This is a genomic window from Chitinophagales bacterium (genome assembly GCA_020636495.1).
Taxonomy (GTDB): domain Bacteria; phylum Bacteroidota; class Bacteroidia; order Chitinophagales; family Chitinophagaceae; genus UBA5543.
In genome coordinates this window covers 3,271,981-3,298,793 of sequence record JACJXQ010000008.1, presented here as the reverse complement: position 1 = coordinate 3,298,793, position 26,813 = coordinate 3,271,981, and the positions used below count along the sequence as shown (strand labels likewise).

Below are 26,813 nucleotides of genomic sequence, written 5' to 3'. Positions count from 1 at the left end.
AAATAAATTATCTGTATTTTTCTGGAATAGGACTATATTTATAAGAATCGATTAATTATACTTGAAAAAAATTAAGCAACTTATTATGGGAGAGCGAGATAGCAGGAAATTAGAGATAGAGGCGTTTGCAAATGATAATGATATACCTCAAGAGTATATCCCATTTTTTGTTGAATGGGTGACTAAATACGATGATAGTAATGAACCTGATGAGAATGAATCAATTGAGGAATATTATAAAAGTAACTTAAAAGTTGGTTTGGAAGTAATGCAGCGTTATATTTCATCTTGGGATAATGGACACTCTGAAATATGGGCAAAAGTATACTCTGAATCTGTAGAAGACGAAGATATTGCCATGCGTGATGCGTATGAAGAGCTAAGAAAGCACTATGATAGCGGTTATGAACCTACAATAGAAAATCCAGTTTTTACCGAAGCGTATAATTATTGTATCAAAGCTGGAAAGAGTGAACATTATTCAAAGGCATATGCAACTCTTACAACAATCGATGTTTGTTCTATGGATGAAGTTAGAGCATATGCTGATGCTGTGGAAGAACAAATTGATAAAGGTCATACTGAACTGTTTGCTGAAAAGTACGCTGAGCACTTCATAGAATATGGGGGTGAAATCATTTCTTCTTACTATGCCGATTATTTTCAACAAGCAATTGTTTCAGGGAAAGAAGAGTTTTATGCGGAGTATTTTGCTAACGGTCTTACAGAAGAGCTTGCAAATTTTAAGAATTTACAATATAAGGCCGCTCTTACTTACGACCACTTGCTAAAGTTTGCCGAATATAAATTTAAAGCTGATGCTTTAGAGTACTGTAGATATAATAATATTGATAAAAGTGAAAGTTTCATCTTTCAATATCATTCAGCTTGCATTAATGAGCTTTTTCCTGCCGATGATGAGTATGCGACTGTAGATAATTTTGATGAAGAGTACATGAAGGATGTATTACTCAACGCAAATATTCAACTAAGTGACCCTATAAAAGAGGATATTGTTGCTCACATTATGATTGGGAGTAATTTTAGTAAGTCAGATGGTTAATACTCTAAATAACCAATTCTTGAAAATTCAGAGTCGGAATTGGGCCGTAAGGGTGAATCTATCCAGCATGATGCAAGCCTGGTATTCCAAATATCAAGCTCATTTGGCCTTCTGTAGTTCGGTGCATAATGAAATGAGTTAAAATAAAACTTATTCATTCTTAGGTAACTATATATAATCAAGATTTAATTAAGTTCAGAGGCACGGCTGCTAATGCCATAAACGATAATTTCATAATACTTATATTAATTCTGTACAGTATGACTACATTTTCCGTTACATGTATGGCACTTATTATAATCGAAAGAATTTAGATACTACATCGATTCTTCGACTATGAACTCTTGTATCACATTGTTTGGTAAACAAAACTATCTGTCAGGTTTTTATGGTCATCTACTCCAAACATCCCAAAGTAAGGATAATGATGTAGGAACTTGCCAAATATTTTCTTACTATATCTCTAGTATCAATATGTGATGCAGAAAGTATCTGATGGAACATTACGTATATTAATACAAGGTTCAGGAATCGTTTGTATTCCTTTTCAGCGATATTACACTGGCTTTCAGTCCAACCCTGACCCTCCTCAGGGTCCATCAGTTTCATTTTGACGTTATTCAAGTCTAAATTTTCAATGCTTTTTTTCATAATTTAATTATTTGAAATCAAAGGTCAGTGTATGAGTAACAAGGAACAAGGGTTTAGGAACGAGGAGCTGTTTTTCGGAACTAAAATATTCTGGCTTAAATTTTATTAATGGGAATAGTGTAGTGTGTTAATTAATATTCATCTATTAGGCTATGAACGAGAATAGAAAAATCTGTATAGAAGTAAATATTGAAGAAATTAATGCTTTTAAAAGCATTATTGAATCAAATCTTGAGTCAATAACTTATAATCCTAATATCATGAAAGCAACTGCCTTGTTGACGAATTTGCTTGACAATTATGAAAAAGCTGATACTATTGGAAATTTAAAAAAGCCCAATAGAATTCTATCAAAGGTTAAAGAAATAGAATATCTAAATAGTATTATTGAACGACAGAAATGGAAAATTTCAGGTCTAATGGCAATTCCAATATTACAAGGAGTTCAGGATTTGTTTGTTGGTGCAAATAACGGTGCAATTGCAATGGAATCAACATTTAATCCTGGGGATGTAGAAATACATAGTACCAATGAACATGTAGGAGAGGATTTTATGGTTAGTCCAAGAAATATATTCGCAATAAAGAGTGAAGGGAAAAGGAAAGTCATATATCTTAAGTCACCAATCGCACCGATGCAAGGTGGTACAAGACGATATCGCATACAATTGGATTCCAATTTCGACGAGTTGCTAAAAGAAATAAATCAAAGTAGTCAGATATTACTTAGAGTAAGTAATGGTTTTGCCATTAATGTATTTGAGTATGTCTTCTCAAAACCCGGAATATTTGTGGTTCATACAAATCCTAGGGACAAATTATATAAATCAATTATAGAGATTGCAGTCGATTCTAAGTTTAATCCCAAAGCATATCATCAAACCATGAGGCAATTGAATGAATATGATAATTATAGGAATAACTTTCAATCAAACTTGCAGAAAATTAAACAAATTGCCTCTCAAATTGAGTATTTTCAAACAGTCTATGGTTTAAATGGATAATTTAACGATAAGAATTCTTTAATATGTGACATTGATAATGCATGAGATGTACAGATATCAATAGACTGACTTTATTAGCTAATGTTATGAACATAAAAGAAAACGAACTGCAATCCAATTAATTTCTCTAGTTAGTTTTCCAGTTTAATTCATAGTTATTGTCACCAGACTAACTCAAGAAATAATATTCGTTTATTACATCAGTAATAATTATTCATATTCAAGTCTATAGTTACAAGTTAGGCTTTTTAGGTTTTGTGTGTCATCAATTAGATAGTAAAACTCAATTCCAATACCTACATCAGCACAAGGTTTTAATCTTGGAATTTTCAACCCTGAAAATATGTGGAATGTAATTTGCTTGTATCCCATTTCTTCAAGGACTGGGTTTGGTATATCCCTACCATCTTCAGTTTCCATATGATAAACAATATCATCTTCTATACTGATTTCTGTATTTATTATATCCTCTTTGCTATATCTATCAGACAGTGCGCTTAATATTCCAATTAATTCCTTCTTCTGATTTATTGGGTATTGAGGGCAATCCTTTAAAACAATTTCAAGCAAACTAAACTCTAATTCTTTTTCAAAACCATCAATAATAGCGTTAATAATGTCATGGCCGCAGTATTCGCCTTTTTGTGTATCGGTACTTTGTAGAATGGTTGAATGCATAATATAACTATTCGAGTTCTGCATGCAATAATTACTTGTAGATGTTCTGTGATAATCGAATAATTTAGTCTTATTGATTATGCTCATTCCATGCATCAATATTACCTTCAAATGCTTCATAAAAAGCTGCCTCTTCCCAACTTCTATAACCCATATACCTATCATGCGCTTCATCCCATATCCTATCCGATTCCTCGAATGCTTCACGGCGCTCCCTTTCCATTGCCTCATCGGAGTTTGCATATTCACTATTAGCTAACATTTTTTCATAGGTATCATAATATCTGATGATAATTGATTTTACTTCAGTACCTGTATGGGAAGTCTTACCGCAAGCCATCTTTTCTCCTTTTTGATAGTAGGTAGGATAGTAATATGCACCCCATGATGGTTCCAGTGTACATGTGCTCAAAATTTCAAATTCATCCTCTTGTAAACCAGAAGCAGATTTAAAAACAAAAAGTTCAACTTCGTCATCTTCACCGTCAAATGGTGTAATTCTTATCATTTCTTTACCATCAATAGAGTATTTATTTGTGTAGTAAATTTTTTTAAACGGTAGTAGTCGATTTGAATTCTCAACCCTCAATACGTTAATTGGTTCATTCATTATGATAGAAAAATCTTTAACCATACTTTTTTCTTCAGGACAGAGTATCCCATTTCCCATCTTTTCATACTTATTATAGTATGAAATATCGACATGTGAACCAATTAGCAACTCAACCTCCTCAATGGATAGTGAAGTACTCTTAAACAGGTCACTTGGACTAAGAAGTAAATTTTCATACCTGCGTGGAAAAAAATTTTGCCTCATGTCCCCATTTTTGAGGACCACAATTTGTTGCCTATTCTCAATTCTGGTCTCAACTCCTATAATTCTATAACGCATAAATGGTTATGTTTATAAATAAAGATACTATATTTTTGTCTTTTACTATATGTATCAAAATAGCGATATACGAAAGTGATTTTTATATAAATCAGATACAATTGAAAAACTATAGCAGCTTATGAATAATACCTAAAAAACAAATATGACTTGTCAGCCCTCATTATGGTATTGAATATGTTGAATTTATTCAGTAAGACACGCAAGTCTGGTGTCAAATAGTAAAGCTCATATGGCCTTCCTCAGTTGTTTAATGCAATTTTTAATACATGTAGTAATATGTCCTCACTATTATATGTAAATCTAACATGGAAGAACAACTCAATAATCAGGAATATTATTAGGCACAGAAAACATAGAGAAATATGCTTGGTTGTTTTTAGTTGGAAACCTTAGAACTTAGTCAGATTGAGGTCAAATGAACTCCCTTTTCCTGAACATTGCGGCATTTAGTGCGGGTAGCTAAAAAGAAGAAAATAAAAAAGCGTCATGCAATGCACAACGCTTTGTTTATCAAGTTGTTACTCGGTGGTCCCACTAGGACTTGAACCTAGGACCCCCTGATTATGAGTCAGGTGCTCTAACCAACTGAGCTATAGGACCGTGGCGTGTGCCAAATCCCGAATTTTCGGGAGTGCAAATGTATTGCGCTTTTCTTGAAAAATAAAAAATAATAAGCCTTTATTTTTGCAGCATGATAAAAGGGGTACGGCATATCATCTTCGACCTGGGTGGTGTATTGCTGAATATAGATTATAAAAGGACGGAGGACGCCTTTGTGGCATTGGGTATTACAAATTTTCCTGAAATGTATTCGCAGCTCAGGCAGTCTGCCCTGTTCGATGATTTTGAAGTAGGCGCTATTGGTGAGGATGAATTCATAGCCGTGTTGCAGCAGGCTGCGGGTGTAGCTATATCAGCACAGGATATTGTACAAGCGTGGAATGCAATGTTGCTGGACTTTCCGCTACGCAGGCTACAGATACTGCAACAGCTAAGGGTGTATCACGACCTGCTGTTGCTGAGCAATACCAATGTGATACATGAAACGGCTTTTAATAAGATAATTGAACAGGAGCGCGGCGTGCCCAACATCGGTGCTTTTTTCGACCGAGTGTACCTGTCGCACCGCATAGGTATGCGCAAGCCCAATGTTGAAGTATTTCAAAGAATACTGGACGAGAACGGACTGAAAGCGGAACATACCTTATTTATAGACGACAGTCCGCAACATGTGGAGGGGGCAAAACAATTGGGCATACAAACCATCTGGCTGCAACCCGGTATGACTATTGAAAAAGATATTTTTAAGCCGAAGGTGGATGGATGATATTAGATATTTGATCAGGATAGATGAAAGATATCTATTCTTAAATATCCCGAAACCAGCACCTTACTTAACTTCCTCGAAATCAATATAGTCGCCTTCTATAGGCTTTTGGCGGGCATGGCTTTTGGCCTCTTCCTGGTGCTGCATCTTCTCCATCTGCTCCTGCATCTCCCTCATTTTGCTCTGCACGGTGCGTGTCACTTGGAACACCGGCATTACGAAACGGGTAACGAAGCGCATGACGAGATATATAATAACAGCGTATAGAATGATCCTTATTAACATATCTTCCAAAGTTACGTAAACTGCGAAAACCAGCCGCGTTAACGAAAATATAATTAGTGATAAAATATATATGGCATTTGCTGCAAATAGGAAAAATACTTACTTTTGCATCGGATAAAGTTAATTAGAAGGGGACTAGATGGTCCCCTTGTTTTTTACCTATGACAAACGAATTAGAGAAAATAATATTATTAACGGAGCCTTTGCTGGAGGGTACGGATATGTTTATTGTGAACATTAAGAACAAGGCCACCAATAATATTAAGCTGTATATAGATGCGGATGGCGGCATGTCGATAAGCAAATGTGCAGAGGTGAATCGCAAGCTGTATAAGCTTATTGAGGAGTCGGAGATGTTCCCTGACGGAGATTTTTCGCTGGAGGTGTCCAGCCCCGGGGTAGATGAGCCGCTGGTGTCGGAAAGGCAGTATAAAAAGAACATCGGCCGCAAGGTGTTGGTGACCCTGCAGGATGGTACGGAGCGCGAGGGTAAGATGACACAGGCAGGAGCCGAAGAGATAGTGCTGGAAGTGCCCGTGCCTAAAAAGAAAGAAGTAACTATAGTGAACATACCTATTTCAGATATTAAAAAAACAGTAGTACAAATCAGTCTTTAGTGACAAACCCTTGTATAAGGGGCAAATATTATAATCATGGCTAGTATCAATTTGATTGATTCGTTTCAGGAGTTTAAAGATGCCGAGAGCATTGACAGGCCAACCCTGATGAAAGTACTTGAGGACGTTTTTAAAACGTTGCTGCGTAAGAAGTACGGAGATGACGAGAACTTTGACGTTATCGTAAACGACCAGACAGGTGACCTTGAGATCTTCCGCCGCAGGGAGATAGTGGAAGACGGAGAAGTAGAGGACGACAATAAACAGATAGAACTGTCGCAGGCACTGGAGATAGAGCCTGACTATAGTGTGGGTGAAGAGGTGTATGAAGAGGTGGACGTGCGCGATTTCGGCCGCAGGGCCATACTGGCCGCCAAGCAAACGCTGGCAGCTCGTATTGGCGACCTGAAGAAGAACCACCTGTTGAAAAAATATGCTGAGCGCATCGGTGAGATCATCACCGGCGAGGTATACCAGATATGGAAAAAAGAGATATTACTGCTGGATGATGAGGGTAATGAGCTGATCATGCCTAAGTCGGAGCAGATACCTACCGATTTCTTCAAGAAGGGCGAAACTGTTCGTGCGGTGGTGAAGAAGGTAGAAACAAGGAATAACAACCCGATCATTATCCTGAGCCGTACGCACCCGTCGTTCCTGGAGAAACTGATGGAAATAGAGGTGCCTGAGATAATGGATGGCCTGATAGTGATCAAGAAGATAGTACGTGAGCCGGGCGAGCGCGCGAAAGTAGCCGTAGAAAGCTATGACGACAGGATAGACCCGGTAGGCGCTTGTGTGGGTATGAAGGGTAGCCGTATACATGGTATCGTTCGTGAGCTGCGCAACGAGAATATCGACATCATTAACTATACCAACAACCAGCAGCTGCTGATACAACGTGCCTTAACACCTGCCCGCATCAATCGTATGGAGGTGGATAACGATAAGAAACACGTGGATGTTTACCTTGAGCCGGACCAGGTGTCGCTGGCTATCGGCCGTAAGGGGGTAAATATCAAGCTGGCTCAGGAGTTGACAGAGTTGAGTATAGATGTGTTCCGCGATATGCCGGATGAAGTACTGGAATACGATATAGACCTGGATGAATTTGCAGATGAGATAGACGGATGGGTAATAGATGAATTTAAGAAAGTAGGTTGTGATACAGCCCTGAGCATACTGGAACTGTCTGACGAGGACCTGGTGCGTCGTACCGATCTGGAAGAAGAGACCGTGAAAGAAGTGCGCAGGATACTGGAAGCAGAGTTTAAAGAAGACGAAGAAGCCTAACTGTTTTTTGTAACCCGGGAGGGGGCAAAAATGTAGTATTATTAAGGTTTTTCCTTAAAATGGCTTAGGTTTGTAGATTAGATTTAGAGTAAAGAATAGCTAAAAAGAGCATATAATACTGAGTAAATAACGAATGGCAACAGCAGAAAAAACACCGAGGTTACTGGCCGCGGCAAAAGAGTTTAACATTGGTAAGGAAACGTTGATCGAGTTTCTTACTGAGAAGAAGTTTGAGATTAACGCCAGCAACCCGAACGTTAAGTTAACACCTCAAATGTATGAGGCCTTGCAACGCGAGTTTGCGCAAGACAAACTGGCCAAACGCAAGAGCGAGGAGATCCTTTGCCTAAAGGTGCGCTGTATTAGATAACATAGATAAGACCAAGGAGGAGCTGGATATTACTATTCGTGACAAGCACGAAGAGCGTGAAGAGAAAACCAAAAGCTGAACCAAAAAGGCTGAACCTAAGCCGGAACCAAAAGCTGGGAACCCAAAGCCGGGGAAGAACCGTGGTTGAAGAACTTATAAACCGGAGCCAAAAGCTAAGGAAGAACCTAAACTGGAACCTGTAGCAGAAGAAAAACCTGCAGCACCACCACAAAGAAAGAAGAAGTGAAAGATAAGCTCCCGCTTCCCTGAGTGCAGAGCCTGAAAACCTGTAAGTACTTCAAGAATAGGCGGTCCTAATACACCATGGTAAATAGACCTGACGAAAAGAATGCGTCGTCGAGGCCGAAGAAAGGCGCGAAGGCGGCAGAAAAGAAAGAAGAGAAAACTGCGGCTGGAGGCTGCACCAAAAGCAGAACCTAAGCCGGAAAGAAAAGCAACTGAAAACCAAAGAAGCAACACGGAACAACTGCCAAAGCACCGGAAGCACCGGAAGAAATAAGGGCGCATATAGAAATGAAAGCCCTAAGCTGGAAGGTCCGAAGATCATTGGTAAGATAGAACTGCCTACCAAAGAAGAATCTACCAGGGGCGATAGTAAAGAAAAACGCAGGAAGCGTATCCCGGTGCAGAAGAAGCCTGAGCGCGTTAAAGATGTTCAGGGCCGTGGTCGTCCGCAAGGCGACAACAAACCGAGACAACAGGCGCGGTGAGTAATAACGACAGGCGTGGTGGCAACGACAGGCGCGTAACAGGCCGCCTGTAACCCGCAACAACAGGAAATAGACGAAAGCAATACAGGAAAAGATCTCAGACACAGGCTAAACTGGTAAGTGGCGCAGGTGCGGGCTGTAATAAAGGTACTAAAAGCCAAATATCGTCAAAATAAGCGAAGGCCTTGCCGAAAACGCGCGGCGGAAGAGGCAATGAAACCGATAAGGTAATACAGGTTACTGAGTTCATATCAGAAGCGAATTGTCCAGCCTGCTGGATGTAAGCTTCGCTGATATCATTAGTAAAGTGTATGAGCCCGGTATCATGGTATCTATCAACCAGAGCTGGATGCGCTGGTGATAGAGCTGGTATCGAATGAATTTGGTTATAAGTAGAATTCATCAACCTGAGCAGGAAGCAGATAACGAGGAGGAAGAAGTTGATGATCCTGAAGACCTGAACTGAGGGCACCTATCGTTACCATCATGGGTCACGTTGACCATGGTAAAACATCATTGCTCGACTATACTGGTGGGCCAATGTGGTAGGCAGTGAGTGTTTATGGCATTACCCAGCACATAGGTGCCTACAGGGTAGAAACCAGCTCCGGTAAGAAAATCACCTTCCTGATACACCGGGTCACGAAGCGTTTATCGCTATGCGTGCCTGTGGTGCTAAAGTGGCGGACATAGCGGTGATCGTAATTGCCGCTGATGACGCTATAATGCCGCAAACCAAAGAGGCGATATCGCACGCGCAGGCGGCAAAACCTGCCGATGATATTCTGCTATCAACAAAATAGATAAAGAAGGTGCGAATCCCGAGAAGATAAAAGAACAACTTGGCCAATATGAATATATTGGTAGAGGATTGGGTGGTAAATACCAGAGCAGGAGATATCTGCCAAGAAGGGCCCTGAATATCGATGTGCTGCTGGAAAAAATATCATTGAGGCTGAGTTGCTGGAAGTAAAAAGCCAATTACAACAGGCTTACTGTAGAAGCGTGATAGAGGCATCGCTGGATAAAGGACGTGTTACCAGGCTACCATCCTGATATAGAACGGTACGCTGCACCAGGGCGAAATGGTAGTGGAGACAGTATTATGGTAAGATCAAGCGATGTTCAACGAGTTGGGACAACGTCTCAAGACCGCACGGCCTTCTGATCCTGTAACAGGTGTTAGGGTTTGAATGTAGTGCCACAGGCAGGTGAAAAGGCAAAGTATATGCAGACGAAGCAGAAGCTAAAGAGATAGCAACGCACCGCGCACAGATATTACGCGAGCAGGGTATACGTACCGTAAGCACACATTACGCTTGATGAGATCGGTCGCCGACTGGCGCTGGGTAACTTTAAAGAACTGGGTGTTATCATCAAGGGTGACTTCGATGGTTCTGTAGAGGCATGGCGGACTCACTGCAGAAATTGTTCACCGAAGAGATTGCGGTGAACATAGTACACAAAGGTGGGACAGATCACCGAGAGCGATGTGTTGCTGGCAACAGCGTCAGACGCTACTATCGGTTTCCAGGTGCGCCCGTCTACATGCAGGCAGCGAAACTGGCGGATATGGAGAACATGATACGTACTTACTCCATTATCTACGACGCGATCGAAGAGATCAAGAGTGCTATGGAAGGGCTGCTCGAACCTAAGATCGAGAAGAGAACCGTATGTAACGTTGAAGTACGCGAGGTGTACAAGATCAGCGGCGTAGGTACCATTGCCGGTTGTTATGTGCTGGATGGTAAGATCAACCGTAATACTAAGGTCAACCTGGTACGCGATGGTATCGTGATACATACAGGCGAGCTGGCTTCGCTGAAACGCTTCAAAGACGACGTGAAAGAAGTAGCCACAGGTTATGAGTGCGGTATGAGCATAAAGAATTACAACGACCTGCGTGTAGGTGATATCATTGAAGGCTTTGAAGAAGTAGAAGTAAAACGCACATTATAGCTTAACTGAATAAATGACAAACCGTTAGCTCCAGATAAAGGGTTAACGGTTTGTTTTGTTTAATAACACAATTGCTTTGAATATTACCGCACAACAACTGCAGAAAGTACAACAACTGGCTGAGGCCGGTAAGTTGACCCGCTTGATGCACGACCCGGCCAGGTACATTTATGCAATGTTGTTGCACAAGATAATATACCCTGTCACGCATAAAGGTTCTTTGAAAAAAGCCCCCTTGTTCTTTGGAGGTGATATGGAGGTGTTATTGCCCGCAGCTACAGATATATACCTGACAGGCGGTAAGACCCACGCATCCGAAATACGCTTTGCCCAATACCTGGCTGCCAATCTTAAGGATGGAAATACATTCGTGGATATTGGCGCGCACTTCGGATATTTTACATTGCTGGCGTCAGCACTGGTGGGTGATGAAGGGAAGGTTTTGTCAGTAGAGCCGGCAAAAGGCACATTCGATCTGTTGGATAAGAACGTATCGGGGAAAAAGAATATCCGGGTGTATCATAATGCTGTTTCTGACAGAATAGAAGAGGTAAGCTTTTTTGAATTTCCAGTATTGTATTCTGAATATAATACATTGGATGCGGCTCAGTTCAGCAATAGTAGCTGGATATCGAAACACCCACCTGTAAAAAATACAGTACAGGCAGTAACAATAGATGACTTTCTGAATGAACATGCTTTGCAGCCAGACATGATAAAGATGGATATTGAAGGAGCAGAGGTGCAGGCAGTGAATGGCGGATTGAATACATGGAATAGCACAGCACCTGTGGTGATCATGGAGTATCTGTCGGACAATCAAAAAGCATCGTACAAAGAAGCGGTGGACATACTCAGGAATTGCGGTTACAAAACACATATGATAGGTGTTGAGGGCGTATTAGTGCCTGTAGATGATATACTATCTTATATGGCTGAACATGACACTACATCGGAGAATGTGGTATTGAAAAAAGAGAATAATTAAGACAACAAACAGTTTTTATGCTGGATAAATTAGATGCGATAAAAGCAAGGTTCGATGATTTGGGAGTGGCGCTGACCAACCCGGAGATCGTATCGAACAATAAAAAGTTCACGGAGCTGAGTCGTGAATATCGTAAGCTGGAGCATATAGTGCAGGCTCGTACCAGGTATATCAACAACCTGGACAACTATGCTTTTGCCAAAGACATATTGGCCAACGAAAGTGATGAAGAACTGAGGGAGATGGCCAAGAACGACCTGGAGCGACTGGAGGAAGAAAAGAAAGAGCTGGAAGAAGAAATAAGGATGATACTGATACCTAAAGATCCGCAGGATGAAAAGAATGCTATCCTGGAGATAAGGGCAGGTACCGGTGGTGATGAAGCCAGTATATTTGCGGGCGACCTGTTGCGTATGTATATGAAGTTCTGTGAAAAGAGAGGTTGGAAACTGGCAATACTTTCTGAAACAGAAGGTACTGTTGGTGGTTATAAAGAGGTACAGCTTGAGGTGGTGGGCGAGGATGTGTACGGCACATTGAAGTTTGAAAGTGGTGTGCACCGTGTACAACGTGTACCTGAAACCGAGGCCAGTGGCCGTGTACATACATCTGCGGCAACTGTGGCCGTGATGCCAGAAGCAGAAGAAATTGACTTTCAACTCAACCCCGCTGATGTAAAAATGGAAACAGCACGTAGTGGTGGTGCAGGCGGACAGAACGTGAATAAGGTGGAAAGTAAGGTGATGCTGACGCACATACCCACAGGCGTGGTGGTAATGTGCCAGACTGAGCGTAGCCAGCTGGCCAATCGCGAAAAGGCCATGCAGATGCTGCGTACCAAACTATATGAAGAAGAAGTACGTAAGCATGAAGAAGCAATATCTCAACGACGTAAGAGCCTGGTAAGTACGGGCGACAGGTCGGCCAAGATACGTACCTACAACTATCCGCAGGGCAGGGTGACAGACCACCGCATTAACATGACCATATATAACCTGGATGAATTTATGAACGGTGATATAGGTGAAATGGCGCAGGCTTTGCAGTTTGCAGAAAATGCGGAGAAAATACAAGCCGGAGAAACAGTAATATAATTGCTGAAACTCCGTTCTTTAAAGGAAAAATAACTATGTTTAACACTCATAATCTTATATAAAACTACAATGAGCAATCCTCGTTTCGATCTGGTAGATATAGTCCAGACACTACGCAAACAGAGCAAACTGCTGATAATAGCTGTTGTTGCATCATCCCTGCTGGGCGCACTATTTTATGTAGTGGGTAAAAAGAAATACAAGGCCGAGGCCGATTTTATCATATCCAACCCATTGTATGCAGACCGCAACAACCTGTATCGCACACGCGATACACGTTTTGTAGACTATTTTGGTGGTGATGATGATATAGACAGGGTGCTGGTTATTGCGGGTTCTGATACGCTCAGGAATACCATTGCAGATAAACTGGACCTTTGGGATGCATACAAGCTGAAAAAGGATGATCCTAAGGATCGTCTTGAAATGAAAGAGATATTCAAGAACCTGTTCAAGATGGAACGTACCGAGTACACCACTGCTAAAGTATACTATAAGGATACAGACCCTGAAAGGGCAGCAGCAGTTGTGAACCTGGCTATTGAGACTTGCGAGAACATCTTCCGTGGTTACTACCTGACCATGAAGAACAATGTAGCTAACTCTGTGAATGACAGGAATGATGATATCGACAGTACTATCACTGCACTGACCACAGAGGAGATGGAGATAGGTGGTAAGATGGGGTCTGCCGGTAAAGAAGAGCAAATGATGCTGCGTGATAAGATAGAAGAAATAAACGTTGTTAAGAAGCAACTGATGGAAGACAAGGCGAGGAACCTGTCTATCCTGAATGAGCTGAAAACAGGTGCTACTCCTGAAGACAGGAGCCGTTACCTGCAGGTGATCACTCCGGCTACGCCACCTGCCAAGCCTGCCGGCATTGGCTTTGTGCTTACGGTTATTGGTGCGGGTTTCTTTGGTTTCTTCTTCGTGGCTATTTACCTGATGATCATAAGCTATTATCGACTAATAATTGCTGTTGAGCGTTGATACCTGAACTGAAAGCAGATAATAAGTGGCTGATGCGTATCGGCTTTGCGGTATTATTCCTCGGGGTGATACTGTTCTCCTATACGCAGAGCTTCAAGACCATACTGGTGCCGGTAGCTTTTATATACCTGCTGCTGCTGTATGTCAACTGGAAAGTGGCTTATTATCTTTTTCTTTTTACTATTCCTATCTCAATCGATTACCAGCTTACGGGGTCGTTGTCCACTTCGCTGCCTGATGAGCCGTTGATGTGGATCTTCATGTTCATGTTCCCCGCTATATTTCTGCAGGACCCGAAAGTACTGGGCCGCAGAACATGGTTCCGGGATCCGATAGTTACTGTTGTTATTCTGCAGTTTGCATGGATGATAGTTGCTGTTATTTTCTCGCACGAGCACTTGCTGTCTTTCAAATTCATGGCAGCCAAAATATGGTTCCTGATATCTTTTTTTATACTCCCATACTATGTATTCAGGGATAAAAAAGATTTTCGCAGAGCATTCCTGTTGTTCCTGGTACCATTGGTTGCTACTATGGTGGTCATCATGTTGCGCCATGCTGCCCGCGGGTTCCATTTCCGTAAGGTAGAATATGCCATTGGTGACCTGTATTATAACCACGTTGACTATTCGGCGGTAATATCCATATTTTTCCCGCTGTTGCTGGTGGCATGGCCTATGACGCGTAAGATGCGCAATCCATTAGTGAAGGCTGCCATATTGTTCCTGATCATGTTCTTCCTGCCTGCTATATACCTGACGTATGCACGTGCGGCTGTATTGGCAGTAATATTTGCTATAGTAGTAGCTATTGCTATACGCATAAGACTGGTCAACCTGATATTCCCGGTTTTTTACGGACTGTTGGCAATGCTCATCATCTATATGGCGGATGATAACAGGTTCATCAACTTCCGCCCCAACTATGAGAAAACCTACATGCATAAGAACTTTGCCGAGCACGTAATGGCAACGTTCAGAGGTGAGGATATGTCATCGATGGAGCGACTGTATCGTTGGATAGCGGCTATGCGGATGAGTACAGATGAGCCGGTAAAAGGCTGGGGGCCCAATGCATTCTATTACTATTACAAACCATATGCGGTAAGTTCATTCAAAACTTATGTTAGCCGTAATACGGAACAATCTACTACGCACAACTACTTCCTGTATATGCTGGTAGAGCAGGGCTGGCCTGCTATGATATTATACGCCGTGCTGATAATGGTAGCACTTGCGCAGGCGCAGAAAACCTATCACAGGTTCAAAGACAGGTATTACAAAAACTGTACGCTGGGTGCGGCAATGATGTTTGGTGCTGCATTCGTCAACAACTTCTTCTCCGAACTGCTGGAGACACATAAAGTAGGTTCACTATTTTACATCAGCCTGGCACTGTTGGTAGCATTACGGCGTATCAGCCTTGAGCAGGAAAAGAAAGAGCAGGAAGGAATAGCAGAGGTTACGCCTCAGTAGGTTCTATCCATACTTCATTATCCTTCAGTATCTGTATCAGTTCATTCACCGCAATATCGCTGGGTACATTACGTTTCACCACCTCTTTGTTCTTATACAGGGTTATTTTGCCGGGGCCGCTACCTACATAACCAAAGTCGGCATCCGCCATTTCACCGGGGCCATTCACTATGCATCCCATAATGGCTATTTTTACTCCTTTCAGGTGGTTGGTGGCATTACGTATCATAGCAGTAGTCTCCTGCAGGTCGAATAGTGTACGTCCGCAACTGGGGCAACTGATGTATTCGGTTTTGCTGATCCTTGTTCTTGTTGCCTGCAGAATAGAAAAACCTGTATTGTTCAGGAACTGGTGATTGTTCTTTACTTCCAGGTAGGTTCTGCCGCTTACTTTCAGGTTCTCTACCTGTTGCATATTGTTCCATAGCCATACACCGTCGCCAAAGCCGTCCAGCATCAGCCCGCCGGTATTGGTGGCAAAGTCTATCAGTTGTTCATCAATGGTCATGTCCTCATTATTCCTGCACAGGATAACGGGTGTATCAATATGTTGCTCCAGTAATTCTATCATTACTCTGCGCACTGAGGCAAAATAGTTGGTATGGCTGCTATGCAGGCAAAGTACTGCGTTACTATCATTTTTCAGTTTAGCGATAAGCGCCAGGGTGTTCTCCCATTGCGCATCGGCATTATGTACAACAAAATGCATGCTATCCGCAATGTCAGATGCGGCCAGATAGGCATCACTTTCAAATAGCGGGTGATATTTCCCTTTATCAGTTGCCTGCTGCCATGTATAGTAGTTGCATATCACCTGCAAGGTACCCGGCAGGTTAAAGTCTAATAGCTTGTCTGCCGTATAGATATAGTCTGCAGCTGCATCACCTATGTTCCACTTGTCGGTAGCTTCATCATATTTATAGCCTATGCCCTGCAGGTCTTTATGGCTTAATGAAGTCTCATTTCTGAAAGGCGCTATCACAACAGGTACATGATGGTCGCCTATATTACCAACGGTCTTTGTAGCTCTGCGTTTATAGGCAAAGGGTGAATATGGTAGTTGTATCTTTTCCTGTTGGTTGAGTGGCTGAACGGGTTGGCTGTTAGCACGTGTGCCATACCTGTTTACAATGTCCCTGCAAACTGGTATCTCAAATTCAGGATCTTCTGTCAACGAAACACGGATCGTATCGCCTATACCATCTTCCAGCAAGGTGCCTATACCTATCGCGCTTTTTATTCTGCCATCTTCGCCGTCTCCTGCTTCTGTTACACCCAGGTGCAGCGGGTAACATTCGCCAAACTCCTCATCCATTTTTTGTATCAATAGCCTGTATGCCTGCACCATTACCTGTGGGTTGCTGGACTTCATGCTCAGTATCACCTGGTGGTAGCTCTCGCCCCTGGCTATACGAAGGAACTCCATAGCACTTTCCACCATGCCTATAGGTGTATCGCCGTAGCGGCTCATGATACGGTCGCTGAGCGAGCCGTGGTTGGTGCCAATACGCATAGCGGTGCCATATTCCTTACATATCTTCACCAGTGGGGTGAACCTGTCCCTGATACGGTCTATCTCGGCAGCATATGCGTCATCAGTATATTCTATAAAGTCGAATTTCTTTTTATCTACATAGTTGCCGGGGTTAACACGTACTTTTTCTACTATACGAGCGGCAATTTCGGCTGCATTCGGGGTAAAGTGTATATCGGCGACCAAAGGGGTGTGGTAGCCCTTATCGTTCAGTATCTTTTTTATGACAGCCAGGTTCTCTGCCTCTTTTTTGCTGGGTGCAGTAATACGCACCAGCTCTGCTCCTGCCTCAATACAACGTATACACTGTGCCACCGTGGCGTCTGTATCCATCGTGTCGGTAGTGGTCATGGTCTGGATACGGATAGGGTTATTGTTGCCCAGCAGCAGGTCGCCTATGCGTACCTCACGGGTGGCAAGTCTGGTATATTCCGTCAGCGAATGGCAGTATTGTCCTGTCATATGTATTTTTTACAAAGCCATGCAAAGGTAGTTAATGCACGCTTAGCGACCTGCGAAAATCTGCTGTATTCCTGTTAATAATATGATGTTTTTTACTATGGTTGTTTATAAAAACAAAATATGGCTATTGGCATTAAGACTATGTTTTTCTGCTAAACAGTAGTATTTTAGCAAATAATAAGAGTATTACATGCAATACGAGATAAGACATTTCGGGAAATTCAAGTACGTAGAGGAGGGAGAGGGAGAGCCGCTGATCCTGTTGCATGGTTTGTTTGGAGCACTCAGCAACTTTAAGGATCTGGTGGATCATTTTAAGCAGACTCATAGGGTTATCATACCTATGCTGCCTTTGTTTGACCTGACATTGCTGGAAACTACTGTTTCCGGCCTGGCCAAACACGTACAAAAATTCATTGACGCCCGCGGGCTGGAAGGAGTCCACCTGTTAGGTAACTCACTGGGTGGCCATGTAGGGCTGGTATATACACTCAAGAACCAGGATAAGGTAAAGACCATAACACTCACAGGTAGTTCCGGTCTTTTTGAGAATGGTATGGGTGAAACATATCCTAAACGTGGTGATTACGAGTATATCCGTAAGAAAACTGAGCTAACTTTCTACGACCCGAATGTAGCTACCAAAGAGCTGGTAGATGAGGTATATTCTATCGTGAACAACAGGATAAAAGCTCTGAAGATCATTTCACTCGCCCGATCTGCTATAAAGCACAACCTGGGTAATGAGCTGAATGATATCAAAGTACCTACTTGCCTGATATGGGGTAAGAATGACACGATCACTCCACCTATGGTGGCAGAGGAATTTCAGAAACTGATACCCAATTCAGAGGTGCACTGGATAGATAAGTGTGGCCATGCTCCGATGATGGAGGTGCCGGGTGAGTTCAACAAGATACTCGCAGGTTTCCTCGAGAGGCACAAATCCTGATATTTTAGCTATTATTCTATGGCTGATACATAATAAACCCTGACCTTTGCAGGGCAACTAATGTATTGTACAAACCCATAAAACCGTCTTGATAAATGTCTGTAACGAAGATCATAGCCTACGACGTGCCTACGATATTGCCTGATGATACAGGCGATACCGCTATGCGCCTTATGGAAGAGAACGGTATTGAGCATATACCGGTTGTTGCCAACCAGCAGTACCTGGCACTTGTGAAACAGGATGATATGCTGGAATGGGATACTCCTGAACAGCCTGTCAGCGCGTCAGACTTTTTAAGGTATAGCCCTGCAGTGTTTACGGAAGCTCATGCATATGACGCTTTGCGATTGGCCCACAGCCAGCGTTTGTCTGTTATTCCTATAGTAGACAATGACAATAAATATTTAGGCTCTGCCACAAGGGAGACGCTGCTGAACTATATAGCAGAAGGAGGATTGGATAATCCGGGTGGCGTGATAGTACTGGAGATAAAACCGCTGGACTATAGCCTGTATGAGATAGTTCGCATAGCTGAGAGTGAGGAGGTGTCAATCATTGCTACTCAGTTATATACCCACCAGGCTACCAATACGTTGGAACTGACCATAAAAACCAACCGCAGCAACCTTGAAAGCCTGGCTAATACTTACGAACGTTTCGGGTATAATGTGAAGGAGTTGTATGGAGAGCGTAGCAATAAGGAAGATATGATGGACAGGTATAACCTGCTGATGGCTTATATAAATATGTAAAAGACCAATGATCGCGATAGATAATATACTGGTGAGTGACGAAATTGTGGAGGAACAGTTTGTGTGCGACCTGACCAAATGCAAAGGCGGTTGCTGCGTAGATGGCGATTGTGGTGCACCACTTTCTGATGAGGAGATACAACTGGTGGCAGAAAACTATCCCAAAGTAAAACACCTGCTGCATATAGATTATATCAACGAAATAGAGCGCGTAGGCACCCATACTATTGATGATGAACACGGAGCCGTTACCCCAACTGTGGACGGCGGCATTTGCGTGTACGCCTACACCGATTTTGGTGGGGTGGTGAAATGCACTTTTGAGAAACTATACCGCGAGGGCAAAATAGATTTCCCAAAGCCGATATCCTGTCACCTGTACCCCATCAGGGTGAAGAAGAGCCCTGATTTTGAAGCGCTGAACTACTCGCCCCGTAAAACGCTTTGCGCCCCGGCTTGCAAGCTGGGCAAGCAGTTGAAGGTGCCCGTGTACAAATTCCTGAAGGCTCCATTGATCCGTAAATACGGCGAGGAATTTTATGAGGCCCTGGACGCCATCGCACAGATGATGGCGGGTAAAAAATAATAACCTCTTCTTATAATTCTTTACGCAGGCGGGCCACCGGAATATTCAGTTGCTCGCGGTATTTGGCCACGGTGCGGCGTGCAATGTTATAGCCTTTTTCCTGCAGCATATTGGTCAGTTTTTCGTCAGAGAAGGGCTTGCGCTTGTTCTCATTTTCAATAATGCCGTTCAGGATATTCTTTACCTCGCGGGTAGAAACCTCTTCACCATCGTCGGTTTTGAGTGCCTCTGAGAAGAAGTATTTCAGCTTGTAGGTGCCAAACTCTGTTTGTACATATTTGCTATTGGCCACGCGCGATACGGTAGATACGTCAAGCTGCGTTATCTCGGCAATATCTTTCAATATCATCGGGCGTAGTGCTGTTTCGTCGCCCGTCAGGAAGAACTGCTCCTGGAAGTCGATAATGGCCTGCATGGTTTGCAGCAGGGTATGCTGGCGCTGCTTTATAGCGTCTATGAACCACTTGGCGGAATCCAGTTTTTGCTTGATGAATACCAGTGCTTCTTTTTGCCTTTTATCCTTTTTGTCGCTGCGGTCGTATGCCTGCATCATTTCGCGGTAGCCGCTGCTGATGCGTAGCTCGGGAGCATTCTTCGCATTGAGCGATAGCTCCAGCTTTCCGTTGTTGTTGTACACAAAAAAGTCGGGCAGGATATAGCTTTCGGCCTTGTTGACAATAGCAAAGGCGCTGCCCGGCTTGGGATTCAGCTTGAGTATTATGTTGATGACCTCTTTAAAGTCCTCGTTGTTCAGGTTGAGGTGGCGTTGTATCTTATCGTAGTGTTTCTTGATGAACTCGCCGAAATATTTTTCGATGATGGTCATCGCATTGGCCACTTCGGGAGTGCGGGGCTCCATCCTTGCCAATTGCAGGTGCAGGCATTCTTCCAGGTCGCGGGCACATACGCCGGCAGGGTCAAACTGCTGTATCATCTGGATGATCTCCTGTACCTCCTCTTCGTTGGTCTCTACATTCTGCCCGAATGCCAGGTCGTCTACCAGTGCCATGGTTTCGCGGCGCAGGTATCCGTCCTCATCTATACTGCCTATTACCTGCTCGGCTACCAGTTGCCGGTGGTCGTCCAGCCCCAGCATGCCCAGTTGGTCCAGCAGTACGTCGTGGAAACTGGTCTCAACACGTACCGGTGTATCGGGGCGTTCGTTATCCTGCCCGCCGTAGTAGTCGTTATTATAATCGTTACCGCTGTCCTCGTCTTCGCGGCGCAGAAAATCGTCCAGGTCTATCTTTTCGCTCTCATCATTGCTCAGCTCCACATCGTCCGTGTCATAATCATCGTCTTTGTCGTCGTTCAGCCCGTATTCGTCCAGTGGCTCTTCCGCACCTTGCTCCAATGCGGGGTTCTCTTCCAGTTCTTCTTTTATACGTTCCTCCAGGTTGGCAGTAGGTATCTGCAACAGTTTCATCAGCTGTATCTGTTGCGGAGACAGTTTCTGTAATAACCTTTGCTGTTGGGTTTGTCTTAACATCGGGTGTTATTCTGGTTTAAATATACAAAACAGGTTTTGTGCTTTGGGCCTGTACCCTCAAAATTTGACTTTTCGTTGGCAATTCTGCTTTTCTTCATGCGATAATGGCTCATATTGATCGGTTTTAGTGCCTGAATTGTTAAGTAAACGGGCGAAATGTCTGTTCTTTTGTTTAATTGACAGTTAATATAATTATTTACTAAGTGTTTGATATTCATATTGTTGGGTTTAAATCTGTTAAGAAATGTTAAGTAAAACAGTAAGCTCGTTCTACTTAACAATTGATAAAAAGGTCCCGCAGGGGCGGGACTAGTGATTTCGTGTATATGTTGGGGTGAGGGCATTGGCTTTGGGTTTTATTACTGTCCCGCCATGTCGGGATCTTCGTAAACGCATTCGCATTTACTACAACAAATATACGTTTAAATTAATTTATTTGCAAATAATTTATTCTGTCTGAATCAGGATAACCGGGATGGCAGGATTTTCAGGATATGGTTTGGCAGGGGAGGAAATATATAGGGATAATGAGTAGCGTTGTAAACGCTGTTCCGATGCGTCCTCGTTGCAAACGGAGGACGGGAGGAGGAAATACATACCCCACCTCACTGTGTTCAGTTGCCCCTCTCAAGAGGGGAATTGTGTTGTGTGCATGTTTGGTACGGTGAAAATACCGACCAAAGGGGGTATTATTCACGGGTGAAATAAACTGATAATATGTCGAACTTTGCTATTCACTAAAAAACATAAACATGTCACAAGTACTAAATGAAAATCAAACGCTTCCAATACCGGTAGCGATTGTAAAGCCAGAAGCCTTAAAAGTAACAATAGTAGATTCCCCGGAAAGAAATAATGATTGTTATTGTGTAGAGCCGTTTTTTATACGTGAATGCTTCCCTAAGAACGAGAAAAAATCGATTCCCATTAATGTTGAAGCTGGTGAAATTAGAGTTGTGGAATATATTACAACTTATCAAGTAAAAAATATCCAAGCTCAGATAGTAACTACAATAATACCTTTAGTAGAGAATGGGCACAACTATGTGAATTTTGTAGTAACCGTAAAGAATCAGGTCGCTGTTGTTGCAAATAGCAGTAGTGAAGGCGAAGGACATATTTATATTTCGGGAAAGCGGTATTTCAAAAAATGATACAGAAGGGTCTTTTCGTGTGAACCTTTTTACTATGTCTGTGTGGTTTACTTGTTCTTACCTGTCCTCGTTTGCAACGAGGACAGGAGAGGGCAATACGCAAGTCGGGGGACTTGCTACCGAAACGACGTAGTCAGGGGGGACTACGCCGAACGAGAGTTTATCGCCTGTCTGCTTCAATTATCCCGGTCTCGACTTTTTTTGTTTTCCCAACACCTGTGGTCCAGTAAAAAGTATTACCGTTAGAGGGCGCTCCGTTTGCATAGGCAATGCCAAGCGTTTCGTTGTTCTTTGCATCGAAACCGAATTGGAAGCGGCCATTGTCATCTGTAGTGAATAATATCTTATTGACCTTAAGTGTCCCGTTCATACCTCCCGGATATTCAGAAACGAATAATGTGAATGTTGTTGTTCTTATTGGCAGCTTATCATTATACTCAATGATCTGCCCTGATATGGTTCTGTGTCTTGACCTTTCGCAGCCGGTAAAACAAAATAGCACGACAGATGCAACTAACAGCAAACAGTATTTTTTCATTTGGGCACGGTTAAGAATATGTACACAAGTTAGGATACTATCATTTATGTCCGATACATATTTTACCCTCGTACTGTTCAGGATGTGCCCGTGTGCCCTGGTAAATACCTGTTACCCTTCTGTTTGGTACAGTGACAACAGCGACTCGGAGGGGATGTGATATTAATCATATTAAATAGTACCTTTCAATGAAATGAGATGCCTTATTTTTATATCATTTTTATTCTCTTTTTTGCATTCCGATGCACAAATCAAGGGATTGTATCAAGCTAATAATTCCTTCCCGCTGTTATTTCTTGATCGCGATGGTAGTTATATAATGCGATTGTCAACATGTTCTTTTCAAATGCCAATAGCAATCAGTTACGGTTCATATACAACAAAGAAAGACACTATTGAGTTATACCCGGAACATGGCAGATCTTTTTTTGATCAAGTATTTGATACATTATTTGCTAATGGTAACGGAGTTCAATATACATACCGTTGGTTAATGAAAAAGGGCAATTTGTTCGCGATTCGTATGAAAAATATCGAAAACCCTGTAATTTATATTGGTGATGAAATTCTTCACAAGATTGATGATAACGATATAAAAATAATTGGCGGTCCTTGATTTGGACTTTTCTCTTTTTCAGGTCTTGTGTCCAACTAATATGATTTCAATAGTACTGGTTGACGACAGGAATTGATAAAAAGCTTTGTAAACGATCTACCGGTGCGTCCTCGTTGCAAACGGAGGACGAGAGTGGTTACTGTGGAACCTTCATGCAATAACCAGTCCTCAATTACCGTTACCCATAGGTACTATGAAACGTCCAGCCATCATAATATTCATCATCTCAGTAGTACTGACTGCTTTGGCGTTTGTGCATGATTATATGTACGATACACCTTCGGTGCCTTATACAGCCGGGCAGTATGTGGTAGAGATACTCGTTTCCGGTACTATATACGTTGGCATTTTCTTTGCCCTGATATATGGTCTGTATGCTTTAGTAAGGTCGGCCTTCAGGTAATTATTCCCCGCTTACTTCCCTGCTCCTGAGCAGGTATTTGCCCAGCACGTCAAACTCCAGGTTTACGGTGTCGCCTTTTTTCAGTTGTTGAAAGGTAGTATGTTCGTAAGTATAGGGAATGATCGTTACGGTCAATGTATCGGCTGTGACATCAAAGGCGGTGAGGCTGACACCGTTGATGCAAATGGAGCCTTTTTCTATGACCAGTGCGGCATACTCTTTCGGGAAGCTGAATGTATACAACCAGCTGCCGTCCGGTTGCTGCACTTCTTCGCAGGTGCCCGTAGTGTCTACATGGCCCTGTACAAAATGGCCGTCCAGCCGGTCGCCCACTTTCATGGCACGTTCTATATTTACCATGCTGCCGGGTTGCAGTGAGGAAAGGTTGGTTTTGGCTAGTGTTTCGGCTACAGCGGTTACTTTATAGGCATCTCCTGAAATATCTACAACCGTCAGGCAAACGCCGTTGTGCGCCACGCTCTGGTCTATTTTCAGCTCACCTGTTACGGGTGTTGATACCCAAAGGTCCATATTGGTGCCTTCGCCGCCCGTTACTGACTGTACCGTACCTAAACATTCTATGATTCCTGTGAACATCTGCTGTTATTTTTTTACCCCTGTGCCTATGTGGTAGTTTACCCCTGTATCGCTGGCAATGGTCAGGTTGATGCGCAGCATGGTGCTGTCGCCGATGTATTTGTTGATGGTACCCTTGATCGTATCTACCGCGCGGCAAAAAACATGCCCCTCTACCATGTTGGAGTCGGGCAGGCTGAGGGTAGAGTCTACCAATGCTTTATAATACCTGTCGGCCGTCAGCCTTACGCTGTCGCCGCTTGGGCAAAAACCGTACATCCTGAGCTCGGTGAGCGAATTGGCTTTGAAGCCGATGGTATAATAGAGTATGGTATCCAGTTCATACTCGCCGTTGTATATCGAATCGGTAAGAGAGTAAGTGCCGGTAAATACTTCGGTAGGGTATACGCACACGCTGTTATCGGGCGTGCCGGGAAACCCGTGGTTGTAGTTGATAGCCAGGGGGTCGTTGCAGTAATGCGTCGCCAGGTCGTCTTCCGTCACGGTATCGAAAGGCGCTTTTTTGCTGCATGAGTACACCAGTAGTGCAACAACAATAAATATTGATATTTTCTTAAACATGTTACTCTTTAATAACGTTGCTTGTGTACAAATAACGTATTTACGCAGCTAAAATTATCGAGAATATGCAGAAATACAGGAATTAGTTGTTAGAAATTTGAAAAATATATACCTTTGCGAGCCTTAAAAGAATAAAGGAGGTATATAAATTATGTTGATCATCGACTCAAAAGACTGCGAAAATATTGATAAAGCGCTTAAGAAGTACAAGAAGAAATTCGAAAAGTCGCGCACACTCAATCAGTTAAGAGACCGCCAGTCGTTCACAAAGCCGTCTGTAAGAAAGCGCACACAAGTGTTGAAAGCTATCTATAAGCAGCAGATAGAAAGCGGCATCATCGAGAAATAAAGCGAAAACAACTTTTTAACAAAGTTTAGGCTACCATAGTATTGCTACTGGTATTGTAAATGAGTATATTTACAATACCAGTATTTTTTTTGTATGATCGCTGAGTGGCTTACAGATTTCCTGAAATACCTGAAATTTGAGAAAAGATATTCTCACCACACACTTATAGCATACGAAAAAGACTTATTACAATTCCTGAGTTTTATTGACGAACAATTTCAGCTGACCGAAGCAGGACAGCTAACGCACTTTCATGTACGTAGCTGGCTGGCCACTATGAAGGACGACAGGCAGTCTGCGCGGACCATCAACCGCAAGCTGTCGTCGCTGAACTCGTTTTACAAATACCTGCAACGCCTGGGCAAGGTGAAGAAGAACCCTGTGCGCCAGCTGCATGCACAGAAGCTGCCCGAGCGGCTTCCCTCGTACCTGAAAGAACAGGAGACTTCTTACCTGCTGGAAGAAAAAGATTTTGAGCCGGGCTTTAAAGGCTTTACCGACCGTATGATATGCAACCTGCTGTACCAGACAGGCATACGCCGCAGCGAGCTGCTGCAGATGAAGGAGCAGGACATAGAATGGTCGCTGAAGCAGGTGCGCGTATTGGGCAAAGGCAATAAAGAAAGACTGGTGCCGCTGGGGCCACAACTGCAGCAGGATATGCGTGACTATATAGCTGAGAAACGCAAACTTGATAGTTACGACGATAAATACCTGCTGGTGCTGGAGAACGGCAAACAGCTATATGCCGGCTATGTGTACCGTGTTGTGAAAAACCAGCTGGGCGGCATTACCAGCCTGGCCAAGAAGAGCCCGCACGTGCTGCGGCACACTTTTGCTACCCACCTGCTGAACAATGGTGCCAATATACAGGCCATAAAAGATCTGTTGGGGCACAGCAGCCTGGCAGCAACACAGGTGTATACGCATAATAATATTGAACAATTAAAAGAAATACACAAAACAAGCCATCCGCGAGGATAGGCCATTGTTAACATCAAAACATATATTTATGAACGTACAAATTCAGACAGTGCATTTTGACGCAGATGCCAAGCTTTTAGAGCATGTGAGCAAGAAAGTAGAGAAATTGGGCACTTTTCACGACAATATAATAGGCGTAGAGGTATATCTGAAGCTGGATAATATTGTTCACAATATAAAAGACAAAGTGGCAGAAATAAAAGTGTATGTTCCCAAACATTCATTTTTCGTCAAGCACCAATCTAAAGCGTTCGAACAATCATTTGACCATGCCTTTGATTCTATGGTGACCCGTATCAAGCGGCAAAAGGAAAAAATGCTTGCATAACTCGATTTTCCAACGTATTTTATTTAAATCCGGTCTTTTTCGTGCTAAAAGCCGGATTTATTTTTTAATCGTCTTGCAA

General features: G+C 42.8%; 28 protein-coding genes, 1 tRNA gene and 1 pseudogene. 20 read left to right on the top strand and 10 right to left on the bottom strand.

The features are described 5' to 3' along the window. Window positions 1–85 precede the first annotated feature (85 nt). Window positions 86–1,063, top strand: coding sequence for a hypothetical protein (locus tag H6550_14825; GenBank protein MCB9047404.1), 978 nt, complete (start codon window positions 86–88; stop codon window positions 1,061–1,063). A 396-nt stretch (window positions 1,064–1,459) separates the two neighbouring features. Here H6550_14825 and H6550_14820 read toward each other — a convergent pair whose 3' ends face one another. Next, window positions 1,460–1,714, bottom strand: a complete 255-nt coding sequence (locus tag H6550_14820) for a hypothetical protein (GenBank protein ID MCB9047403.1) — start codon at window positions 1,712–1,714, stop codon at window positions 1,460–1,462. 152 nt (window positions 1,715–1,866) lie between these two features. Between H6550_14820 and H6550_14815 the strand changes: the two genes are divergently transcribed. Then, a complete protein-coding gene (locus tag H6550_14815) occupies window positions 1,867–2,718 on the top strand; it encodes a hypothetical protein (GenBank protein MCB9047402.1) in 852 nt (283 codons plus the stop codon). A gap of 210 nt (window positions 2,719–2,928) precedes the next feature. Here the strand turns inward: H6550_14815 and H6550_14810 are convergent, their stop codons facing one another. The 3 genes from H6550_14810 to H6550_14800 form a co-directional block, all read right to left on the bottom strand. Continuing rightward, a complete protein-coding gene (locus H6550_14810; GenBank protein ID MCB9047401.1) occupies window positions 2,929–3,396 on the bottom strand; it encodes a hypothetical protein in 468 nt (155 codons plus the stop codon). 70 nt (window positions 3,397–3,466) lie between these two features. Further along, complete coding sequence (locus H6550_14805) at window positions 3,467–4,288, bottom strand: hypothetical protein (protein MCB9047400.1); 822 nt, start codon at window positions 4,286–4,288, stop codon at window positions 3,467–3,469. A 529-nt stretch (window positions 4,289–4,817) separates the two neighbouring features. Beyond that, window positions 4,818–4,891: transfer RNA gene (locus H6550_14800), tRNA-Ile, on the bottom strand. Window positions 4,892–4,982: 91 nt separating this feature from the next. On the opposite strand from H6550_14800, the gene H6550_14795 reads away from it, so the two are divergent. Beyond that, the gene (locus H6550_14795) at window positions 4,983–5,618 is read left to right on the top strand and encodes an HAD family phosphatase (GenBank protein ID MCB9047399.1); all 636 of its coding nucleotides are present in this window, start codon (window positions 4,983–4,985) and stop codon (window positions 5,616–5,618) included. 63 nt (window positions 5,619–5,681) lie between these two features. On the opposite strand, the gene H6550_14790 is transcribed toward H6550_14795, so the two are convergent. Beyond that, a complete protein-coding gene (locus H6550_14790; GenBank protein MCB9047398.1) occupies window positions 5,682–5,858 on the bottom strand; it encodes a hypothetical protein in 177 nt (58 codons plus the stop codon). A gap of 206 nt (window positions 5,859–6,064) precedes the next feature. Between H6550_14790 and H6550_14785 the strand changes: the two genes are divergently transcribed. From H6550_14785 to H6550_14750, 8 genes and pseudogenes are all read left to right on the top strand, one after another. Beyond that, window positions 6,065–6,520 carry a ribosome maturation factor gene (locus tag H6550_14785; GenBank protein MCB9047397.1) on the top strand — a complete coding sequence of 152 codons (456 nt, stop codon included), beginning with the start codon at window positions 6,065–6,067 and terminating at the stop codon, window positions 6,518–6,520. A gap of 36 nt (window positions 6,521–6,556) precedes the next feature. Continuing rightward, window positions 6,557–7,813, top strand: a complete 1,257-nt coding sequence (nusA, locus tag H6550_14780; protein ID MCB9047396.1) for a transcription termination/antitermination protein NusA — start codon at window positions 6,557–6,559, stop codon at window positions 7,811–7,813. 133 nt (window positions 7,814–7,946) lie between these two features. Then, a complete protein-coding gene (locus tag H6550_14775) occupies window positions 7,947–8,183 on the top strand; it encodes a hypothetical protein (protein MCB9047395.1) in 237 nt (78 codons plus the stop codon). 1,107 nt (window positions 8,184–9,290) lie between these two features. Continuing rightward, window positions 9,291–10,876 (top strand): annotated as a pseudogene (locus H6550_14770) (translation initiation factor IF-2). A gap of 76 nt (window positions 10,877–10,952) precedes the next feature. Continuing rightward, entirely contained in the window at window positions 10,953–11,864 is a 912-nt protein-coding gene (locus H6550_14765) for an FkbM family methyltransferase (protein ID MCB9047394.1), read from the top strand. A 17-nt stretch (window positions 11,865–11,881) separates the two neighbouring features. Continuing rightward, a complete protein-coding gene (gene prfA / locus H6550_14760) occupies window positions 11,882–12,958 on the top strand; it encodes a peptide chain release factor 1 (GenBank protein ID MCB9047393.1) in 1,077 nt (358 codons plus the stop codon). 69 nt (window positions 12,959–13,027) lie between these two features. Continuing rightward, window positions 13,028–13,951 carry a hypothetical protein gene (locus tag H6550_14755; protein ID MCB9047392.1) on the top strand — a complete coding sequence of 308 codons (924 nt, stop codon included), beginning with the start codon at window positions 13,028–13,030 and terminating at the stop codon, window positions 13,949–13,951. Next, on the top strand, window positions 13,948–15,426 hold the full coding sequence (locus H6550_14750; protein ID MCB9047391.1) for an O-antigen ligase family protein: 1,479 nt from the start codon (window positions 13,948–13,950) through the stop codon (window positions 15,424–15,426). Before H6550_14755 ends, H6550_14750 begins: the two co-directional genes overlap by 4 nt. On the opposite strand, the gene ispG is transcribed toward H6550_14750, so the two are convergent. Further along, window positions 15,413–17,422 (bottom strand): (E)-4-hydroxy-3-methylbut-2-enyl-diphosphate synthase, encoded by a 2,010-nt coding sequence (gene ispG / locus H6550_14745; GenBank protein ID MCB9047390.1) that lies wholly within the window; start codon window positions 17,420–17,422, stop codon window positions 15,413–15,415. The genes H6550_14750 and ispG overlap by 14 nt on opposite strands. Window positions 17,423–17,612: 190 nt before the next feature. Between ispG and H6550_14740 the strand changes: the two genes are divergently transcribed. The 3 genes from H6550_14740 (at window position 17,613) to H6550_14730 (ending at window position 19,715) form a co-directional block, all read left to right on the top strand. Then, a complete protein-coding gene (locus tag H6550_14740; protein ID MCB9047389.1) occupies window positions 17,613–18,374 on the top strand; it encodes an alpha/beta hydrolase in 762 nt (253 codons plus the stop codon). A 95-nt stretch (window positions 18,375–18,469) separates the two neighbouring features. Continuing rightward, entirely contained in the window at window positions 18,470–19,129 is a 660-nt protein-coding gene (locus tag H6550_14735; GenBank protein MCB9047388.1) for a CBS domain-containing protein, read from the top strand. Window positions 19,130–19,136: 7 nt separating this feature from the next. Next, window positions 19,137–19,715 carry a DUF3109 family protein gene (locus H6550_14730; GenBank protein ID MCB9047387.1) on the top strand — a complete coding sequence of 193 codons (579 nt, stop codon included), beginning with the start codon at window positions 19,137–19,139 and terminating at the stop codon, window positions 19,713–19,715. 10 nt (window positions 19,716–19,725) lie between these two features. Here the strand turns inward: H6550_14730 and rpoN are convergent, their stop codons facing one another. Next, entirely contained in the window at window positions 19,726–21,204 is a 1,479-nt protein-coding gene (rpoN, locus tag H6550_14725; protein MCB9047386.1) for an RNA polymerase factor sigma-54, read from the bottom strand. 752 nt (window positions 21,205–21,956) lie between these two features. Between rpoN and H6550_14720 the strand changes: the two genes are divergently transcribed. Further along, the gene (locus H6550_14720; protein MCB9047385.1) at window positions 21,957–22,358 is read left to right on the top strand and encodes a hypothetical protein; all 402 of its coding nucleotides are present in this window, start codon (window positions 21,957–21,959) and stop codon (window positions 22,356–22,358) included. A 160-nt stretch (window positions 22,359–22,518) separates the two neighbouring features. On the opposite strand, the gene H6550_14715 is transcribed toward H6550_14720, so the two are convergent. Next, window positions 22,519–22,896, bottom strand: a complete 378-nt coding sequence (locus H6550_14715; protein MCB9047384.1) for a hypothetical protein — start codon at window positions 22,894–22,896, stop codon at window positions 22,519–22,521. Between the two features lie 346 nt (window positions 22,897–23,242). Here H6550_14715 and H6550_14710 point away from each other — a divergent pair, with 346 nt between their 5' ends. Next, a complete protein-coding gene (locus tag H6550_14710) occupies window positions 23,243–23,512 on the top strand; it encodes a hypothetical protein (GenBank protein MCB9047383.1) in 270 nt (89 codons plus the stop codon). Between the two features lie 193 nt (window positions 23,513–23,705). Then, a complete protein-coding gene (locus H6550_14705; GenBank protein MCB9047382.1) occupies window positions 23,706–23,915 on the top strand; it encodes a hypothetical protein in 210 nt (69 codons plus the stop codon). Here H6550_14705 and H6550_14700 read toward each other — a convergent pair whose 3' ends face one another. Together H6550_14700 and H6550_14695 are read right to left on the bottom strand one after the other, a co-directional pair. Then, the gene (locus H6550_14700) at window positions 23,916–24,512 is read right to left on the bottom strand and encodes a riboflavin synthase (GenBank protein ID MCB9047381.1); all 597 of its coding nucleotides are present in this window, start codon (window positions 24,510–24,512) and stop codon (window positions 23,916–23,918) included. It lies immediately after the preceding gene. 6 nt (window positions 24,513–24,518) lie between these two features. Next, on the bottom strand, window positions 24,519–25,073 hold the full coding sequence (locus tag H6550_14695) for a hypothetical protein (protein ID MCB9047380.1): 555 nt from the start codon (window positions 25,071–25,073) through the stop codon (window positions 24,519–24,521). Between the two features lie 151 nt (window positions 25,074–25,224). On the opposite strand from H6550_14695, the gene H6550_14690 reads away from it, so the two are divergent. The 3 genes from H6550_14690 to H6550_14680 all read left to right on the top strand — a co-directional run bounded on the left by H6550_14690 (window position 25,225) and on the right by H6550_14680 (window position 26,734). Next, window positions 25,225–25,422, top strand: coding sequence for a 30S ribosomal protein S21 (locus H6550_14690; GenBank protein MCB9047379.1), 198 nt, complete (start codon window positions 25,225–25,227; stop codon window positions 25,420–25,422). A gap of 93 nt (window positions 25,423–25,515) precedes the next feature. Continuing rightward, window positions 25,516–26,406 carry a tyrosine-type recombinase/integrase gene (locus tag H6550_14685; protein ID MCB9047378.1) on the top strand — a complete coding sequence of 297 codons (891 nt, stop codon included), beginning with the start codon at window positions 25,516–25,518 and terminating at the stop codon, window positions 26,404–26,406. A 28-nt stretch (window positions 26,407–26,434) separates the two neighbouring features. Beyond that, on the top strand, window positions 26,435–26,734 hold the full coding sequence (locus H6550_14680; protein ID MCB9047377.1) for a ribosome-associated translation inhibitor RaiA: 300 nt from the start codon (window positions 26,435–26,437) through the stop codon (window positions 26,732–26,734). Window positions 26,735–26,813 lie beyond the last annotated feature (79 nt).

Excerpts from the sequence above, each read along its gene's own strand:
- H6550_14825 (MCB9047404.1), top strand. The coding sequence starts at position 86 with ATGGGAGAGCGAGATAGCAGGAAATTAGAGATAGAGGCGTTTGCAAAT.
- H6550_14820 (MCB9047403.1), bottom strand. The coding sequence starts at position 1,714 with ATGAAAAAAAGCATTGAAAATTTAGACTTGAATAACGTCAAAATGAAA.
- H6550_14815 (MCB9047402.1), top strand. The coding sequence starts at position 1,867 with ATGAACGAGAATAGAAAAATCTGTATAGAAGTAAATATTGAAGAAATT.
- H6550_14810 (MCB9047401.1), bottom strand. The coding sequence starts at position 3,396 with ATGCATTCAACCATTCTACAAAGTACCGATACACAAAAAGGCGAATAC.
- H6550_14805 (MCB9047400.1), bottom strand. The coding sequence starts at position 4,288 with ATGCGTTATAGAATTATAGGAGTTGAGACCAGAATTGAGAATAGGCAA.
- H6550_14795 (MCB9047399.1), top strand. The coding sequence starts at position 4,983 with ATGATAAAAGGGGTACGGCATATCATCTTCGACCTGGGTGGTGTATTG.
- H6550_14790 (MCB9047398.1), bottom strand. The coding sequence starts at position 5,858 with ATGCGCTTCGTTACCCGTTTCGTAATGCCGGTGTTCCAAGTGACACGC.
- H6550_14785 (MCB9047397.1), top strand. The coding sequence starts at position 6,065 with ATGACAAACGAATTAGAGAAAATAATATTATTAACGGAGCCTTTGCTG.
- nusA (MCB9047396.1), top strand. The coding sequence starts at position 6,557 with ATGGCTAGTATCAATTTGATTGATTCGTTTCAGGAGTTTAAAGATGCC.
- H6550_14775 (MCB9047395.1), top strand. The coding sequence starts at position 7,947 with ATGGCAACAGCAGAAAAAACACCGAGGTTACTGGCCGCGGCAAAAGAG.
- prfA (MCB9047393.1), top strand. The coding sequence starts at position 11,882 with ATGCTGGATAAATTAGATGCGATAAAAGCAAGGTTCGATGATTTGGGA.
- H6550_14755 (MCB9047392.1), top strand. The coding sequence starts at position 13,028 with ATGAGCAATCCTCGTTTCGATCTGGTAGATATAGTCCAGACACTACGC.
- ispG (MCB9047390.1), bottom strand. The coding sequence starts at position 17,422 with ATGACAGGACAATACTGCCATTCGCTGACGGAATATACCAGACTTGCC.
- H6550_14740 (MCB9047389.1), top strand. The coding sequence starts at position 17,613 with ATGCAATACGAGATAAGACATTTCGGGAAATTCAAGTACGTAGAGGAG.
- H6550_14735 (MCB9047388.1), top strand. The coding sequence starts at position 18,470 with ATGTCTGTAACGAAGATCATAGCCTACGACGTGCCTACGATATTGCCT.
- H6550_14730 (MCB9047387.1), top strand. The coding sequence starts at position 19,137 with ATGATCGCGATAGATAATATACTGGTGAGTGACGAAATTGTGGAGGAA.
- rpoN (MCB9047386.1), bottom strand. The coding sequence starts at position 21,204 with ATGTTAAGACAAACCCAACAGCAAAGGTTATTACAGAAACTGTCTCCG.
- H6550_14720 (MCB9047385.1), top strand. The coding sequence starts at position 21,957 with ATGTCACAAGTACTAAATGAAAATCAAACGCTTCCAATACCGGTAGCG.
- H6550_14715 (MCB9047384.1), bottom strand. The coding sequence starts at position 22,896 with ATGAAAAAATACTGTTTGCTGTTAGTTGCATCTGTCGTGCTATTTTGT.
- H6550_14710 (MCB9047383.1), top strand. The coding sequence starts at position 23,243 with ATGCCAATAGCAATCAGTTACGGTTCATATACAACAAAGAAAGACACT.
- H6550_14705 (MCB9047382.1), top strand. The coding sequence starts at position 23,706 with ATGAAACGTCCAGCCATCATAATATTCATCATCTCAGTAGTACTGACT.
- H6550_14700 (MCB9047381.1), bottom strand. The coding sequence starts at position 24,512 with ATGTTCACAGGAATCATAGAATGTTTAGGTACGGTACAGTCAGTAACG.
- H6550_14695 (MCB9047380.1), bottom strand. The coding sequence starts at position 25,073 with ATGTTTAAGAAAATATCAATATTTATTGTTGTTGCACTACTGGTGTAC.
- H6550_14690 (MCB9047379.1), top strand. The coding sequence starts at position 25,225 with ATGTTGATCATCGACTCAAAAGACTGCGAAAATATTGATAAAGCGCTT.
- H6550_14685 (MCB9047378.1), top strand. The coding sequence starts at position 25,516 with ATGATCGCTGAGTGGCTTACAGATTTCCTGAAATACCTGAAATTTGAG.
- H6550_14680 (MCB9047377.1), top strand. The coding sequence starts at position 26,435 with ATGAACGTACAAATTCAGACAGTGCATTTTGACGCAGATGCCAAGCTT.